This window comes from Flavobacteriales bacterium (genome assembly GCA_016700415.1).
Taxonomy (GTDB): Bacteria; Bacteroidota; Bacteroidia; order Flavobacteriales_F; family PHOS-HE28; genus PHOS-HE28.
The window spans coordinates 1,894,125-1,910,263 of the sequence record CP065018.1 but is presented as its reverse complement, the minus strand read 5'-3'; the positions used below and the strand labels follow the sequence as shown (position 1 = coordinate 1,910,263).

The following is a 16,139-nucleotide window of genomic DNA, read 5'->3' as shown; positions in this document are numbered from 1 at the left end:
TGCAGCATCAAACAGCGATCAAGATGACCAGCACGGTGAGCCATAAGGTGCTTTTGGTGGATGACGAGGAGGACATTCTGGACCTGCTGCGGTATAACTTGGAGCGGGAGGGCATCGTGGTCCGAACGGCGACCAACGGTCAGGATGCGTTGAAGATGGCGAAGGCGGAACGGCCGGACCTGGTGGTGCTGGACATCATGATGCCCGGCATGGACGGTGTGGAGGTCTGCAACGAATTGCGAAGGACACCCGGACTGGAGAACACGCTGATCGTCTTCCTCACCGCACGCACCGAGGACTATTCCCACATCGCCGGTTACGAGGCAGGCGGAGATGACTACATCAATAAGCCGGTCCGCCCCAAAGTGTTCGTGAACAAGGTGCAAGCGCTGTTGAAGCGCACGCGCAGCGGCCAAACCGCGTCCATGGTCATTGAGGCCAACGGGATCCGCATGGACTTGGAGCGTATCACCGTGACCGCCCAAGGCAAGGTCCTACAACTACCCAAGAAGGAATTCGAACTCCTCGCCCTATTGATGGGCAAGCCCGGCAAAGTCTTCCGGCGGGAAGAGATCTACACCCATGTCTGGGGCAATGACGTTTTCGTAGGCGACCGTACGATCGATGTCCACATCCGCAAGCTGCGGGAGAAGATCGGCGATGACCGTATCGGAACGGTCAAGGGCATGGGATACAAGTTCGAGGCGTAGACCTTCCCTCAGATCCGTCCCGCGAGCGCCTCGCTCACTTGGACCAGGTGGTCGCCCAGCTTTTCACAACTGGTGAAGAGTTCGGTGTAGGCCATGCCCGTGCGGATGTTGTGGTCCTCGTGTTCGATGTTCTGGAGATGGTGGTGGCTGAGCCGGTCCCGTTGGCGATCGATGCGTTGTTCGGCCATCATGGCCTCGTCGAGGGATACTTGCCCCCCCTCCGCTTCGAGGTTGCGCACCATCACGATGAAGGCATGGTCCACAAGTCCCATCATGTCGAGCAGGTCCTGGCGTTGCTCGGGCGAGAACCAAAGCCGTTCATCGCTTTTGCGTTCAAGGCCCTTGCTCATCCGGAACAGTATGCCGCCGGCATGATCGAGGTCGCCGATGATGGAAAGCAGCCCCCGGATACGCGCGCTGACCGCCTCGTCGCGGGTCTCCGTGCCGGTGCGGGTGAGGAAGCGGCCCACTTCGTTCTTCATGCGGCCCGTGATGGACCCGTACTTCGCGATGCGCCGTAGCAACAAGGCGCGCTCTTGCGGGGCGGTCTCGAGGAGGAGCTCGCGCACCATGCCCAGCATGCGGTGGCACAGCCTGCCGAATTTGGCGATCTCCTTGTTCGCCTCCATCAGGGAAAGTTCCGGCGTAACGGCCATCATCGGATCCTCGAGATACTCCAGCCGGAACTCCTCATCGGGTGTGTTGCGCGCAGGCACTAGGCGCGTCACCGCCTTTTCGAGCCAAGGAATGAACTGCAACAGGACGATCCCGTTCACCAGGTTGAACGCGAAGTGCAAATACGTCAACGACCATTTCAATACGGAGGCATCGGTGTGTGGATCGCTCCCGTTGATCTGTTCGGTGAAGAACGCGATACCAGCGAGAAGGGGTTTGAAGGCCACCAGTGCCCAGGCCACGCCCAGCACCTTGATCAGCAGGTGGGCGCGCGCCGCGCGTTTGGCCCACACGTTGCCGGCCAGCGCGGCGATGTTCGCCGTGAAGGTGGTGCCGATGTTCTCACCCAGCACCAGCGCTGCACCGGTGGCGTACCCGATGGTGCCCGCCTCGCACAGCGCGACGGTGAGCACCAACGCCACGCTCGAGGATTGGATGGTGATCGCCAACAGGGCACCGATGCCGACGAAGAGCAGATCGGACAGGATGCCGCCACCTTCCCAGGATCTCAGGAAGCCCAAGGCATCCGCGGTGGGCGGAGGTACATTGTCCTTCAGCAGGCCGAGCGCAAGGAAAAGCAGTGCGGTGCCGATCAACAGGTTGCTGGTGGCCTTGATCCGTGGGCCCCGCATGAAGAGCAGCGGAAGCGCCAAACCCATCAGCGGAAGTGCGATATAGGGAAGTTGCAGTGCGGAGAAGCCCACCCCCACGAAAAGGAGCAATTTCAACGTGGTGCCGATGTTCGCCCCGATCAACACCGGGACGGCCTTTCGCAAGGTGAGCAGGCCGGAGTTGACGAAACTCACCACCATTACCGATACCACGGAGGAATACTGGACGATCACCGTGGTGGAGATGCCGGTGAACACCCCGCGCAGCCGGTCACGGGTCATCGTTTCCAGTACGCGCCGCATACGTGAGCCGGCCGCCTGTTGCAGGCCTTCGCTCATCAACTTCATGCCAAAGACAAGCAGCCCGAGCGAACCCGCGAGCATCAGGAATTGCATGAAGCCGAAGTGCATCCCGTCTAAAAAAATGAACGCGAAAATACATTGCCGATGTTGCCTGTGCGTTAAGTGCATCATTCCACGGAAATTGTTACGGCGACAAGGGCCTGCGGCATGTCATCAAACTAACTTTGGCCGCAATGGGGCCTCGTTCACCCTTTCTTATCGCCTTGCTCGTTGCCGCTTTTTCAGCGCTCAGTGTAATTCTGGTGATGTCCCTGTTCCCGGCCATGCATGGGTCGTTCGTCCCCCGCGTTCTGCTTGGGTCCGTCGCTATGGCCGTATTCATGGTCTCCGGTGCCGTCACCTTTTTCGCGGTGGAACGCTTCGTGCAGGCCCGGGTGGACCTGATCCATCGCACCGTGCATGAGGCCCGCAGTGCCGGAGCGGTTTCCGGAAAGGCCAGGAAGGAGGATCTCCGCGCGGTGGATGCCGAAGTGACCGCATGGGCAGGGAGCAAGCGCTCGGAGGTCCTCGAACTGCGGGAACGTGAACGTTTCCGGCGGGAGTTCATAGGCAACCTCGCACATGAGCTGCGCACTCCCACGTTCAGCATCCAAGGGTATATCCTGACGCTTTTGGAGGGTGGGCTGGAGGATCCGAAGGTGAACCGGAAATTCCTTGAACGCGCCAGCAGGGGCACCGAACGGATGGTCCGCATCATCGAGGACCTGGACCTGATCACCCAATTGGAAAGCGGGGTGATCGGCATAGCTCCGGAACGGATGGACCTGCGCAAACTGGTGAACGAGATGATGGACGAACTGCGTCAAGCGGCCCAGCAGCGGGAGGTGAAGTTGATCAACGCTTTGGAGGATGAGGTCCTTGTACATGCCGACAGGGACCGCTTGGCGCAGGTCCTTCTCAACCTGCTGAACAACGCCATCCATTACGGAAGGGAAGGGGGGACCTGCACGGTGCGCGCATTCCATATCGGTGAGCAGGTGTTGGTGGAGGTGGAGGACGATGGGCCGGGCATCGCGGAGGAACACTTGCCCCGTCTGTTCGAGCGCTTTTACCGGGTGGGAAAGAGCCGCGCCAGGAACGAGGGAGGGACAGGACTGGGACTCGCTATCGTGAAGCACATCGTGGAGTCGCATGGCGGGACCATCTCGGTGAAGAGCTTTGAGGGACAGGGCACCACGTTCTCTTTTACGCTGCCCTCCGCCCGGTGATCCGGTCGTTCCTTGTCGGGGATGATCTGAAAACGAAAAGCCCGAGGTGCGATCCGCACATCGGGCTTTTCCCGGAAGGGGAATTACCGGGCCCGGGCCTAGTAAGCGGTGTTCTGCGGGTCCCAGTTGCACCAGCCGGCAGTCCAGTCCTGTGTGCCGAACGCACCGCGGAAGGCGACCTGTTGGAAGAACGGATCGCTCGCGTTTCCGCTGAAGTCCGCACCGCTCAGCAGGGGAGAGCCACCATTGGGCAACAGGGCCGGGGCATTCATGACCAAGGGCGTGGAAACTCCGAGGTCGCTAAGGTTGGCCATCACACTGTTACCGGACCCGCTGGTATGGAACCAGGAAGCAATGTCGAACGTGCTTCCGGCCACCACCTCCAATGCGGACGGACAACCGGCCACGATGCTGCCATGGATCTGGAGGGTATTGCTGGTCGCGTCCGCCTCGGTGAGCGATCCATCCAACAGAATGCCGGTCGGATAACCCGCGAAGACCGTGTTGTAGGTGTTGCAACGGCTGTTGCGGCGGATATGCGCGGCACGCTTGAACTGTCCGTTCGGAGTACCCCCGGCGACGGCGAACGGCCCGAAGAATGTCACATTGCTGAAGATCGGCATTGTGTATGGCGCACTGGTGGAACCGCTTGCATCGTTGTCGCTCTCGAAACCGTTGCTGCCGCTTTGGTCCGCAATGGCCGGGTCGCTGATGGAAAGTGCGAACTGCACTTTGCCGCGATAGCCATTGTCCGTGTCGAACTCGTCATCCCAACCGCGGAAGGCCACGATGTTCATCATGTTCACCGTACCTCCGAAGAACTCATAGCTGTCATCGCCGCTATAGCTCACTTGGATGTGGTCAATTATTGTTCCGTTGCCTACGGCGCACAAAGAGAGACCGTTGATCTCCTGGTTCGGTTGGAGCGCGATGCCGGGAAACTCGATGCGGACGAACTGCAGGATTCCACTGTTGTCGGCATCATTCGGGCTTGAGCCACCACCATAGGAGGCATCGGGCCCACCTTCGATGATCGCCTCCCCACCGGGCTGGTTGTTGTTCGCGCGCCCGCAGAGGACGATGCCGCCCCAATCGCCATAGTCGCGGCTGCCAGCGGGCTGGTTGCTGGTGAATACGATCGGCTGGGCGCTGTTCCCCACGGCATGGATCTTGGCACCGCGCCGGATGATCAGTGTGCCCTTGCTGTTCTTGTCCCCGCGGATCACCGTACCGGGGTCGACGGTCAAAGTGGCGCCGTCGTTCACATAGACAAAGCCTTGCAACAGCCATTGCTTGTCATTCGTGAAAGTGAAGTCGCTGCTGGCCGCACCCTCCACCTTGTTGGTGTTGTTGCCGATATCGGTGATCGTGAAGGCCGTCGGAGATGTTGGTTCCGGCGTTACGATGTCGTCGTCCTTTTTGCAGGCGGTGGTGGCGAGCAGTGCGCTTCCAATGAGCAGAGCCCAGATCGATTTCTTGTTCAAGAGGTCCATGTGTGTTTTCTGTGTTGTTTGTTCCACGCCACAAAGGGACCTTCGGAACATTGCCTCCATGTCAGGTCGATCTTATCCTATCGTTGGCAGACATCATCATTTCGTTAAGAGGGATGATGGTCGCAGCGTATGCATGGACTACCCTGCGGAAGGAATTCCACTGGTCCGGCGATCAACGGATCACCACCATATCTTCCGTGAAACTTCCTCAGAAGGTATAGCTCAAGGCACCGCTGAAGTAGACGCCGCGCCGATAGCTCATGATCTCTTCGTCATTGCTCCCGATCTTGCCGTCCGCATTGCTGTCCTGCTGCAAAAGCGTCAGGGTATTAAGGATGTTCTGCGCTCCGATCTTCACATTGTAGTGTTCTCCAAAGGCTTTGCTAAGGGTCGCATCCAAGGCACCGGAGGGCATCTCGTAAATATCCGGGGTGCCGAAGCTGCCCACGGCATAGAGCCGTTTCCCGAAGGTGTTGAACACCACGTTGTACTGCAATTTCCTCTCCGTGTCCATATAGAACAGGCCGGCATTCACCACGTAAGGGCTTTGTCCCATCATCGGCCGCTCGTTGTCCTGTCCGACCGCTTGTGCCCCGAGGGTCACGGAACTCTTGATGAGCGAGCCGTTGAACAGAACGCCCAAGCGGCTGAGCCAACCCTCCGGGAAGATCCCGTTCAGTGAGCGGCGCACCTCCACTTCGGCACCGATGCTTTCCGCACTTTCGGCGTTCTTGAATGTGAAGTTGCGTGTTCCGCCCGATCCGGCACCGGGGACGAAGAACATTTCCACGGGGTCCGTGAACGACTTCTGGAATACACCAATGCTCACCACATCGCCCAAGCTGGGATACATTTCCCACCGAGCATCAAAATTGCGGATCGTCGCGGTGGTCAGCGCGGGGTTGCCGTACAGCACGTTGTTCGAGCTGAAATCATAGAAGGAGAACGGGGCAAGCTCCCGGAACTCCGGACGGTTCACGGTATTGCTCCACGCCACCCGGACCAAGGATCTTTCCGTGATGTTCCAGGATGCGTTCACCGAAGGGAGCACGCTGGTGATCGGGTTGTCCACGCTCACCCTGGTGCCGCCATAGGTCGCGCCGTTCAGTTGCTGGCGGTTATGCTCCACGCGCACACCGCCGCCCATGACGAACAATTTCCCCCATTTCATCGTGGTGCCCACATAGCCGGCGAACAGGGTGTTCGAGGCGGTGTAGCGGTCACTGGGATTGGTGCCTTCCTCCAGCTTGAAGCCGGTGGTCCCGTTGATATTGGCATCAGCGAAGATCTCATCCAAGGGAAGCAGTCCCAAGGAGTTGTCGAACTGACCCGTGTTCGCCTTCTTGAAGGACATCCATCGGGCGCTGAAGTCGCGCTCCTTGCGCTCCGCCATTCCGCCCGCCCGGATGGTGGCCTTGAACTTCGCGTCCTCCTTGCCCAGGTCATGGGACAGGTCCAATTTCCCCGTGTACGTGCTTTCGTTCAGGTCACTGTAGAAGCGGCCTGCATCAAGTGTGGAGGCCGTCGGGGCGATCACTACTTGATAGGGCGCATCGGTGGCCCCGATGTTGCGGACGGTCCGTACGCGCCGGAAGTCCGGCTCCTTGCTCCATGCCCGGCCATAGCCCAAGGTCCAGTCCGCGTGGGTGCGGTCCTTCATCAGATCATGTGAACCGTGCAGCTGTCCACTATAGATGGTCCGTTCGGTATACTGATAGGCATAGTTCCGCACGTCGAAGCCCTCTTCCAGGTTCCTGCCGGTGCGCGCTGTTGTGCGGTTCTCGCCCACTTGGTCGAAGAGGTTGCGGAACTCAAGCTTGGTCGTCGGTCCGATCAAAGCGCTCCAGTTGTGCATCACGCCTACGCGCGCGGTCCGGTTGTTCTCGTGGTCGGTATAGTTGTAAATGGTATCACTGCGTTGCGCTGCGGGGTCGTACGAATTGTAGTTGTAATTCTTGGAGGTATACGTCGCGTTCGTGTTCGACAGGTCGATGGAGGTGACGTTGCCATAGTGGTTCTTTGCGCCGTCCTTGCCGAAGCGCCGGGCGATCATGAGGCCGAAGCGCTGGTCCGGCGCGGCGGTGCTGGTGGATGCCGTCCATGTATCGGGGAGCTCGCGGCCATAGGCTGCCAATTGTTCCGCGCTGGTGACGGTGTTGAGGTGCGCTGGGAAGTCCGAGGGGAGTTGACGTGAACCGTCGTCAAATCCGAGGAAGTCCGTGGAGCTTCGCTGGTCCTGTTGGATGTCATGGAAGGTCGTTCCGCTGCGTACCCCGAGGCCGTAGCTGACCTTGACCTCGTTCTTCTCCGGCACACCGGTGGTCGTCACTTGGATCACCCCGCCGGCGAATTCGCCGGGCAGTTCAGGGGCTCCTGTCTTATAGATCATCATGCGGTCCACGGCACCGCTGGGCAGCAGGTCGAAGCTGAAGGCCCGGCGATCGGGCTCCAGGCTTGGTGCGGTGACGCCGTTCAATAGAACGGTGTTATAGCGGTCCGCCAGTCCGCGTACCATCACGAAGCGGTCGCCGATGATGGTGACGCCGGGTATGCGCTTCACCACATCCGCAGCCGTGCGGTCCTGACCCTTGGCTATCTGTTGGCGGCCGATCGCATTGGCCACTTGGTCGCTGTTGCGCACGGCCTGCATCACCGCCACCTCTGAATCCACCCTCCGCTCGCGCACGACCTGTACGGTCTTCATCTCCTGCACTCCCTCGTCAAGCGGAATATCGAGTTGCACGGCTTGGTCGGCGATCACCGTCACGTCGCGTTCAACGTTCGCATGCCCCACCATGCTCACTACCACGGTTTGCGATCCCGCCTCCGTTGGCAGACTGAAATGTCCATCGAGGTCCGTGCTGACACCAGTGCTCGTGCCTTTGATGAGCACGTTGGCGAAGGGCTGCGGTTCGGCCACGCCGTTCTCCAAGGCCGTGACTGTTCCGACAATGGTGCCTTTTTGTGCCAGGAGCGGGAATATGGCGAGTGTGAAGCAGGTGAGAAGGAGAATGCGGATCATCGGGATGACGTCCGGCGCATTGATGCGCTGAACGTGGACGCAAAGGTCCCCGCCCGCTGTAACTCCCGCGTTTGCCCCGTGTTATCCTTCCGTTATCCGGGCGGCCTTCAGACCTTCCGGTCCCGGAAGTTCCTGCCCTTGATGGGCTGGTCCTGGAACCACCATTCCGGCAGATGGGCACCTTTCCCCTTTTGCTGCTGCCACATGGTCACTAATTGCTCCTGCAGGACCTCCGTGGCTTCCTCCACGTTGTCCACCACATGCACGAAGCTCAGTTCCTCGGCGCCGATCGTGCCGGCCGCGATCATCTGCCTCAGTTGCTCCAGTACCGGTGCCCAATAGGTCTTGCCGTACAAGATGATCGGAAATCCCTTCACCTTGCCGGTCTGTATCAAGGTCACCGTCTCGAACAGCTCATCCATGGTCCCCGCGCCGCCCGGCATCACCACAAAGCAGATGCTGTACTTCAGCAGCAGCACCTTACGCACGAAAAAGTGGTCGAAGGTGAGGTCGACATCGAGGTAGGGGTTGGCGTACTGCTCATGCGGCAGGACGATGTTGCAGCCCACGCTGGTGGCGCCCACGTCGCGCGCGCCGCGGTTTGCGGCCTCCATCACGCCGGGTCCGCCGCCGGTCATTACCGTGAAGCCCACGCGCCCCACGCGTCGCGCCAATGAGCGCGTTGCCTCGTAGTAGGGATGGTCCTCCTTGAAGCGCGCACTCCCGAAGAACGTGACGCAAGGCCCCACGAAATGCAGCCTGCGGAAACCATAGAAGAACTGTTGCGCAATCTCAAAAAGCGTCTTGAATTCCTTCCATCGGGAACGCGGACCGCTGAGGAAGCTGAGGTCGATCTTGGAGCGATCGCTAGGGTTCGGGGGCATGGCGCGAAGGTATCGCGGTACACGGCCCGGTGAGGAATGGTCTTCCTGGATCTCCTTCACACCATTGTGAACAAGATCCGGCTTTCGGGATCCATTGCACGATCAAACGCTGCGGGGGATCGGCACACCGGCCCGGTTCTGCCATTAGATTTACCCCATGAACAAGCTTTACCGTAACATTTCGCTCGTCGGCGCGCTAAGCCTGGCACCCCTGCTTTGGGCACAACCACAATTGGAGAACGCCGGTTTCGAGGATTGGAACAATGTGGGAACGGCCACTGAGGAGCCGTTGGAATGGAGTTCCGTGAAGACGAGCGATGGGGGGACCGTTATCAACAACTTCGCTCCTCAACTGTGCTGGCAGGATCCCGATGCGCATACCGGATCGTTCTCGGCGAACCTTCGTACGGTGAGTTCCATTGCTGGCCCAGCTGCGGGGCTGCTCACCAATGGTCGAGTGCATGCGGAGTTCACGGTCGCGAACAGTTACGTCTTCTCCGATCTTGCAAATGCCGATTGGAACACGGTATGTGGTTCCCGCCCGGACAGCCTCATCGGCTGGTTCAAGGCGACGCCCCAACCCGGGGACCATGCGAAGATCACGGCGTTGATGCACGTGGACCAAGGCAAGCTGCCGATGTTCGATACCTATCCGAACTGGGTCGGTGCTGCGACATGGGTCGGCCCGGAGGTCGATCAAACGGAATGGACGCGCTTCTCCGTTCCCTTTGTCTACCTCGACAACCGCCAGCCGGAACACGTGTTGCTCGCCATGTCCTGTGGTGACAGCACGATCAGCGTCGTTGGAACGCAGGCCTGGTTCGATGATATGGGCTTGATCTACAATCTGTATGCGACCCCCGATGAACAGATCGCCTATGTGAGCGCCGGTTCCGGCTTCGACCTGAACGTGGCCTACACCACGAACGGAGAACCTCTCGCCGCGACCGACTTTAATGTGGAGCTGTCCGACGTGAACGGTGATTTCTCCGCAGCCACCGTGATCGGGACAACGAACAGCACCTTCGCTACCGGCAGCATTCCATGCACGATCCCCGCTGGTACTTTACCAGGCACCGACTATCGGATCCGTGTCGTGACCCTTTCGCCGTTCTACGCACCGGTGCCGGTCGGTATCGTGGTGGAGCTGAGTACGGAGGTGGCTTCCATCGGAGCTTCCGGGATTCTCGTTCGCGTGGATAATGATGCGGTCCTCGTGGACTTGGGATCGACATCACTCGAGAACCCGACCTATCAGCTCCTGGACACGCGTGGAGCACGGATCGCCAGCGGACAGTTGAACGGTCAGGGTATTGGTCGCATTCCAACGGACGGTGCTCAAGGTGTGATGATCCTCCGGATCATGCACAGCAAGGGCATGGTCGTGCAACGGGTGTTCGTTCCTTGAGGACGGTTGGCGTGGTGAGGTTGGAAGTGTTGTTGGCGAAGGATGATAAGCGTCAATGACCCTTCGCCAGGGTCGAACGACTACGTCTTTCTCTCCTTCGTTGCCATGTCCGCATTCAGCCGCTTCACTTCACGATCGAAGTCCGACTCATACATCCTATCCTGAACGACACGGAATTTCTCGAATTCACCTTCGGCTTTCAGCTTGGCTTCCAGTGCGCTCACCTTGCCTTGGTCGGCCAACAGCGGGTACGACGATAGTTGCAGGAAATCCTTCAGGAATTCGATCCAGTCGGCCATGCGCATGACGATGCCGCGTTGTGCGCGGTTCTCGGCAAGGTCCAAATAAGCGCTCACGATCCGGTTCAATTCACTGAGGTGCTGTTCGTCCAAATAGTTCTTGGCAACGGTCACATCACTCTTCAGGATCTTGCCTTTGGGCGCGTGCCTCCATGTGCGCAAGCCGATGTTCAGCTTGGCGGCATCCACCTCGGCATAGATGGTCTCCACAGCGGTTCTGCCGGTGATGGCCCAATGCAATTCATTCTGCACGCTCGCAAAGAAGCTACGGGTGCTCTCGTCCTTCGCATCATAGTCGACGGAAAGTGCGTAGATGTCGGTGATCTTCTGGTAGAACCTGCGTTCGCTGGCGCGGATCTCCCGAATGCGCTCAGGAGTTCCTCGAAGTAGTCCTGCCCGAATTGCTTGCCCTGTTTCAATCTTGCATCGTCCAGCACAAAACCTTTGATGATGAACTCCTTCAGTGTGTTTGTGGCCCAGATGCGGAACTTGGTGGCACGTGTACTATTCACACGATAGCCGACTGCGATGATCACGTCCAAATTGTAATGATCCACATCCCGTGCAACCTCTCGATCACCCTCCAATTGAACTATTCGAATTTTTCGAATAGTTGCCTCTCCTGAAGCTCAGCCCCTTTGTAGATCTCCTTCAGATGGTAGTTGATCGTATTCACCTCCACGCCGAACAACTCAGCTATCTTCTTCTGGGTAAGCCAGAAGGTCTCTTCCTCTTAGAAGACCTCGATATGAACTTCACCCTGCGGGGTGCTGTAGAAGATGATGTTAGAGGTGTTCATGAGAATGAGTGACGTGGTTTCGGTCAACCAGCGAATGGCAACTTAGCTACAGGAAGAGGAAGTTGGATCAGTGAGGCTGGAAAAATGGTTGACCAAGGAATGGCACGTTTCCCATTAGCTCACGCAGCCACCGCCAGCACCCCCTCCAGCGCCTCCTTCGCCTGTTGCATAGTGGTGACTTCCCCCACGGAAAGCCGCAACGTTCCGTTCTTCTCGTAAACCTTGAACTTGCGCGGCTGCTGCTGCACGGCGCGTAGTATCGCAGTAAATATCTCGCTCCCGAAGAAGGGATGCTTCTGGTCTGCGATGAAGGTGCCGATGAGCTTGCCCTGCTTCAACTTCATCTTCTCCAAGCCTAAGCGCTCGCCGCTCCAGCGCAGGCGGATCGCTTCCATCAGGTCCTGCACTTGTGCGGGGACCGGGCCGAAGCGGTCCGCGATGGACGCGCTGAATTTCTCCAGCTCCTCGGCGTCCTTCAGATTGTCCAATGCGCGGTAGAGCGCGAGGCGTTCGGCCGTTTCGCTGACGTAATCGTTGGGGATCATCATGCGCAGATCCGTTTCCAATACGCAGTCGTCGGCGCGGTAGCGAGTGGCACCGCGTGCGAGTTGGCGGTCTTCGAAGAGTTCCTTGAAGTGCTCGTCCTTCAGTTCGCGCACGGCCTCTTCAAGGATCTTGTGGTAGGTCTCGAAGCCGATATCGTTTACGAAGCCGCTCTGTTCCGCGCCGAGCAGATCGCCCGCACCACGGATGTCGAGGTCCTTCATTGCGATGTGGATGCCGCTTCCCAGATCGCTGAACTGTTCGATGGCCTGCAGGCGCTTGCGTGAGAGGTCCGGCAAGAGGTGCGGACTGGGAGCAAGCAGATGGGCGAAGGCTTTCTTGTTGCTACGCCCCACGCGGCCGCGTAATTGGTGCAGGTCGCTGAGGCCGAAGTTCTGCGCCTCGTTCACGATGATGGTGTTCGCGTTCGGGATGTCGAGGCCGTTCTCCACGATGGTGGTGCAGACGAGCACGTCAGTCTCGCCTTCGATGAAGTCCATCATCACGGATTCGAGCTTGTGGCCTTCGAGCTGCCCATGGCCCACGGCGACGCGCGCACCGGGCACCAGCTTGCGGATCATGTCCGCGACGTACTCGATGTTCTTCACCTTGTCGTTGATGAAGTAGACCTGCCCACCACGCGAAAGCTCGTAGTCGATCGCTTCCTTGATCACCACCTCGTCATACGGATGCACGTTGGTCTGCACCGGGTAGCGGTTGGGTGGCGGCGTGCTGATGATGCTGAGGTCACGCGCCCCCATGAGGCTGAACTGAAGCGTGCGCGGGATCGGCGTGGCGGTGAGCGTGAGCGTGTCCACCGTGGCGCGCAGCGTCTTCAATTTGTCCTTCACGTTCACGCCGAACTTCTGCTCCTCGTCGATGATCAGCAGGCCGAGGTCTTTGTACTTCACGTCCTTGCTCACCAAGCGGTGCGTGCCGATGAGGATGTCGATCTTGCCTTCCTTGAGGTCCACGAGGATCTGCTTCTGGTCCGCCGCGCTGCGGAAGCGGTTGATGTAGTCCACGCGCACGGGAAGGCCCTTCATGCGTGCCGTGAAGGTCTTCCAATGCTGCAACGCGAGGATGGTGGTCGGGACCAGCACCGCCACTTGCTTGCTGTCGCATACCGCTTTGAAGGCCGCACGTATCGCCACTTCCGTCTTGCCGAAGCCGACGTCGCCGCAGACGAGCCGGTCCATCGGGACGGGCTTTTCCATGTCCTGTTTCACATCGGCAGTGGCTTTCTCCTGGTCGGGCGTGTCCTCGTAGATGAAGCTCGCCTCAAGCTCGGTCTGCAAGTAGTTGTCCGGCAGGAACGCGAAGCCCGGCTTGCTCTTGCGGTGCGCATAGAGTTTGATCAGATCGAAGGCGAGGGCCTTCACTTTCGCCTTGGTCTTTTCCTTCAGGCTCCTCCACGTGGGGCTGCCGAGCTTGCTCACGTTCGGCGCTGCGCCACCTTCCTCGCCGCTGTATTTGCTCACGCGGTGCAGGCTGTGGATGCCGACGTAGAGGATGTCGTTGTCGCGGTACTTCAGGCGGATCGCTTCCTGCATTTGTCCGCCCGCATCGATTGTCTCCAGTCCACTGAACACGCCGATGCCATGGTCGATGTGTACCACGAGGTCGCCGGGTTTCAGCTGCGTCAGCTCCTTCAGCGTGAGCGCCTGCGAGTTCTTGCGGAAACCTTCCTTCAGCCGGAAGCGGTGGTAGCGCTCGAAGATCTGGTGGTCGGTGTAGAGCGCCAGTTTCAGCTCACCGTCGATGAAGCCTTCGTGGAGGTCCAGCACCAAGGGCGTGAATGAAACCTCGTGCTCCAGGTCGCGGAAGATGGAGTAGAGGCGTTCGCTCTGCTTGGCGCCGTTGCACGCGATCAGGTTGGTGAAGCCCGCGTTCTGCTTGTTGTGCAGGTCGCCGCTGAGGATCTTGAAGTCTTTGGCGAAAGGTGGTTGAGGCCTTTGGCCGAAGTCTATCTCGGTAGCCTCAAGCTGCATGCCGTCAGCCTCGAGCTTGCGGCTTGGAGCTTGAGGCTTGAGGCTGGAACCCCAAAACACTTTCCGGAATCCCAATAGTCCCTTTGCTAACTCACTATCACTGGCCAATAGCTCCTCGGGCTTGGCGTGCTTCCCTTTCTCCGGCGTCCGAGCATAGACATCGTTCATCAACTGCAAGGACTTCACGGCCGTATCGCTGATCGCCTTCGGGTCCTGTAGCCAGATCACGGTATCCTCAGGGAGTTGCGCAAAGAAGGTCTGTTGCTTCGCCGCGTCTTCGTCCTGCAGGTCCGGTACGATCACCGCCTCGGCCAGGCGCTCTACACTTAGCTGGTCCTGCGGGTCGAAGCGGCGCACGCTCTCCACGGTATCACCATAAAGCTCAATGCGGTAAGGCTTGTCATTGCCGTAGCTGAACACGTCCACAATGCCGCCACGGATGCTGAACTGCCCCGGCTCGTAAACGAATTCCACGCGCTCGAAGCCGGTTTCGTGCAACCATTCCTCCAAGGTGTCGATCGGCAGTTCCTCGTTGCGCTTGATCGCCAACGAGTTCTTCTGCATCGTCTCCTTCCCCACTACGAGTGGGACCAAAGCCTCCGGATAGGTGACGATGGTGAGCTGCGAAGGACCCTGAGCTTGCTGAAGGGTCATTAACGTTTCCAGCACTTCCGTACGGGTCACGCGATCGCCGTCCTGGTGGCCTTCGGGATCATAGGGGGAACGTGAAGGGGCGGGGAAGAACAGTCGGTCCACCCTCTGGGTCGACGCTACAGGCGCTCCGTTTGGAGCGCCTGTACGGACTGCCTGCAACGCCTCCAGATCATTCATGAAGTACGCTGCCTCTTCCTTATCGCCGAGGATGAACACATGCGTACCGCCGCGCTTCTCACGGATGGCATTGGCGGCAAGTGAGCGGCCGCTGCCTATCAATCCGCTCAGGCGGATGCGCGCATGCGATGCGGTCAATGCTTCCGTAGCTTGCTTGCTGCGCGGGTCGTTGGCGAAGAGGGTGAGGAGGTCGGAAAGGGAGGTCAAATTCATAGAGGCCTAAATGCCCGAAAACCCGGTGCCGGATATTCCGGGCATCGGGTTCGGGAGTGGCGCAAAGGTAGCGTGTGGCTCGGCCCCTTACTACCCCTCCAAACCTTGCGCCAGCTCCATCATTTTCAGCACCGTGTTCCAGTTCCGTGCGGTGTTCACCACGCCGATACCCTTGTCGAATTTGGCCGCGAACTTGGAGGTGCCGAAGCCGTGCGGCGTGTGGAGGTAGGCCACATCGTTCACGATGACCAAGCCTTCGCCTTCAACGGCTACCGCACGTATCGCTTCCAAGGCTTCAGGCTTCGGGGTGGCGGCGAGCGTCGCAGCATGCAACTGCTTGCCCACCGTTACTTCCGGAAAAGGATTGTTGGCGATCACCGCATGCCATTCCGCGGCGGTAGGGGCGAAGATGGACTTGTCGAATCCAAAGTGCTCCCTGCACAGCTTGGCCACTTTGGCAATGGTCTTTTCCCGCGAGAGCGTACTTCGGACCAATGCGTTGCCGCTATTGATGTAGGTGGTGGCCCCGGTGAAGCCGGCCTTGGTCAGCGCTTCGCGGAGCGGTGCCACGGGCAATTGCGTGGCACCGCCCACGCCACGGAAGAGAAGGAGGTAGGTAACGGGTTTCGCCATGATGACAGCAGAAGATCTCTATTTCGGCCGTACTTAAAGTTGGCGGACGTGTGCCAGAAATTCCTGTTCCAGTCGGTAGCCTTCGTCGCGGTATTTGGTCAACCGGCCTGCGCCTTGTTTGAAGGCTATTTTCTTCGACCAGACGCCGAAGAGGAGGATCGGACAATAGCCTTCGTAGGAGATATGCTCCTCATCCGCCATCACCTCGAAGACGATCAGTGCGCCGCCGGTGGCTTCCTTGTAGTAGGTAGCGTGGCCCGTGTGGTCGATCAGTTTGAAGTAGATCGGTTCACCCATGCGATAGGTGCTCACCCGAAGCTTTCCCTTTTCGAAAGCCGCAGTGCTGAAGCCGCGTGAATTGAACCAGCGCGCTATTTGCGAACGTCGTTCAGTGGCCGGTCGGGAGGTGGTGGGCAGATGGAGCTGTGGCATGGTCGCAGAGATGCCAAGGTAGCG

The 16,139-nt window shown here is 59.1% G+C and carries 10 protein-coding genes and 1 pseudogene; 3 read left to right on the top strand and 8 right to left on the bottom strand.

The features are described 5' to 3' along the window. Window positions 1–23 precede the first annotated feature (23 nt). Complete coding sequence (locus tag IPP95_08025) at window positions 24–710, top strand: response regulator transcription factor (GenBank protein QQS74138.1); 687 nt, start codon at window positions 24–26, stop codon at window positions 708–710. Window positions 711–718: 8 nt separating this feature from the next. Here IPP95_08025 and IPP95_08020 read toward each other — a convergent pair whose 3' ends face one another. Next, window positions 719–2,392 (bottom strand): Na/Pi cotransporter family protein, encoded by a 1,674-nt coding sequence (locus IPP95_08020; GenBank protein ID QQS74137.1) that lies wholly within the window; start codon window positions 2,390–2,392, stop codon window positions 719–721. 212 nt (window positions 2,393–2,604) lie between these two features. Between IPP95_08020 and IPP95_08015 the strand changes: the two genes are divergently transcribed. Further along, on the top strand, window positions 2,605–3,567 hold the full coding sequence (locus tag IPP95_08015; GenBank protein ID QQS74136.1) for a sensor histidine kinase: 963 nt from the start codon (window positions 2,605–2,607) through the stop codon (window positions 3,565–3,567). A 98-nt stretch (window positions 3,568–3,665) separates the two neighbouring features. On the opposite strand, the gene IPP95_08010 is transcribed toward IPP95_08015, so the two are convergent. The 3 genes from IPP95_08010 to IPP95_08000 all read right to left on the bottom strand — a co-directional run bounded on the left by IPP95_08010 (window position 3,666) and on the right by IPP95_08000 (window position 8,966). Continuing rightward, window positions 3,666–5,060: a T9SS C-terminal target domain-containing protein gene (locus IPP95_08010; protein ID QQS74135.1), complete on the bottom strand. Its 1,395-nt coding sequence runs from the start codon at window positions 5,058–5,060 to the stop codon at window positions 3,666–3,668. Window positions 5,061–5,268: 208 nt separating this feature from the next. Further along, entirely contained in the window at window positions 5,269–8,082 is a 2,814-nt protein-coding gene (locus IPP95_08005) for a carboxypeptidase-like regulatory domain-containing protein (protein QQS74134.1), read from the bottom strand. 107 nt (window positions 8,083–8,189) lie between these two features. After that, a complete protein-coding gene (locus IPP95_08000; GenBank protein ID QQS74133.1) occupies window positions 8,190–8,966 on the bottom strand; it encodes a TIGR00730 family Rossman fold protein in 777 nt (258 codons plus the stop codon). 157 nt (window positions 8,967–9,123) lie between these two features. On the opposite strand from IPP95_08000, the gene IPP95_07995 reads away from it, so the two are divergent. Next, entirely contained in the window at window positions 9,124–10,374 is a 1,251-nt protein-coding gene (locus IPP95_07995; protein QQS74132.1) for a hypothetical protein, read from the top strand. 80 nt (window positions 10,375–10,454) lie between these two features. Here IPP95_07995 and IPP95_07990 read toward each other — a convergent pair. From IPP95_07990 to IPP95_07975, 4 genes and pseudogenes are all read right to left on the bottom strand, one after another. After that, window positions 10,455–11,472: pseudogene (locus tag IPP95_07990) on the bottom strand (virulence RhuM family protein). Window positions 11,473–11,591: 119 nt separating this feature from the next. Further along, window positions 11,592–15,050: a transcription-repair coupling factor gene (mfd, locus tag IPP95_07985; protein ID QQS74131.1), complete on the bottom strand. Its 3,459-nt coding sequence runs from the start codon at window positions 15,048–15,050 to the stop codon at window positions 11,592–11,594. A 90-nt stretch (window positions 15,051–15,140) separates the two neighbouring features. Continuing rightward, entirely contained in the window at window positions 15,141–15,683 is a 543-nt protein-coding gene (locus IPP95_07980; GenBank protein ID QQS74130.1) for a DUF1697 domain-containing protein, read from the bottom strand. A 33-nt stretch (window positions 15,684–15,716) separates the two neighbouring features. Next, the gene (locus IPP95_07975; protein QQS74129.1) at window positions 15,717–16,115 is read right to left on the bottom strand and encodes a hypothetical protein; all 399 of its coding nucleotides are present in this window, start codon (window positions 16,113–16,115) and stop codon (window positions 15,717–15,719) included. Between the last annotated feature and the right edge of the window lie 24 nt (window positions 16,116–16,139).

What these genes read in the sequence shown, in the direction of transcription:
- IPP95_08015 (QQS74136.1), top strand. Translation starts at nt 2,605, where the DNA reads ATGTCCCTGTTCCCGGCCATGCATGGGTCGTTCGTCCCCCGCGTTCTG.
- mfd (QQS74131.1), bottom strand. Translation starts at nt 15,050, where the DNA reads ATGAATTTGACCTCCCTTTCCGACCTCCTCACCCTCTTCGCCAACGAC.
- IPP95_08025 (QQS74138.1), top strand. Translation starts at nt 24, where the DNA reads ATGACCAGCACGGTGAGCCATAAGGTGCTTTTGGTGGATGACGAGGAG.
- IPP95_07975 (QQS74129.1), bottom strand. Translation starts at nt 16,115, where the DNA reads ATGCCACAGCTCCATCTGCCCACCACCTCCCGACCGGCCACTGAACGA.
- IPP95_08020 (QQS74137.1), bottom strand. Translation starts at nt 2,392, where the DNA reads ATGCAATTCCTGATGCTCGCGGGTTCGCTCGGGCTGCTTGTCTTTGGC.
- IPP95_08005 (QQS74134.1), bottom strand. Translation starts at nt 8,082, where the DNA reads ATGATCCGCATTCTCCTTCTCACCTGCTTCACACTCGCCATATTCCCG.
- IPP95_07980 (QQS74130.1), bottom strand. Translation starts at nt 15,683, where the DNA reads ATGGCGAAACCCGTTACCTACCTCCTTCTCTTCCGTGGCGTGGGCGGT.
- IPP95_07995 (QQS74132.1), top strand. Translation starts at nt 9,124, where the DNA reads ATGAACAAGCTTTACCGTAACATTTCGCTCGTCGGCGCGCTAAGCCTG.
- IPP95_08000 (QQS74133.1), bottom strand. Translation starts at nt 8,966, where the DNA reads ATGCCCCCGAACCCTAGCGATCGCTCCAAGATCGACCTCAGCTTCCTC.
- IPP95_08010 (QQS74135.1), bottom strand. Translation starts at nt 5,060, where the DNA reads ATGGACCTCTTGAACAAGAAATCGATCTGGGCTCTGCTCATTGGAAGC.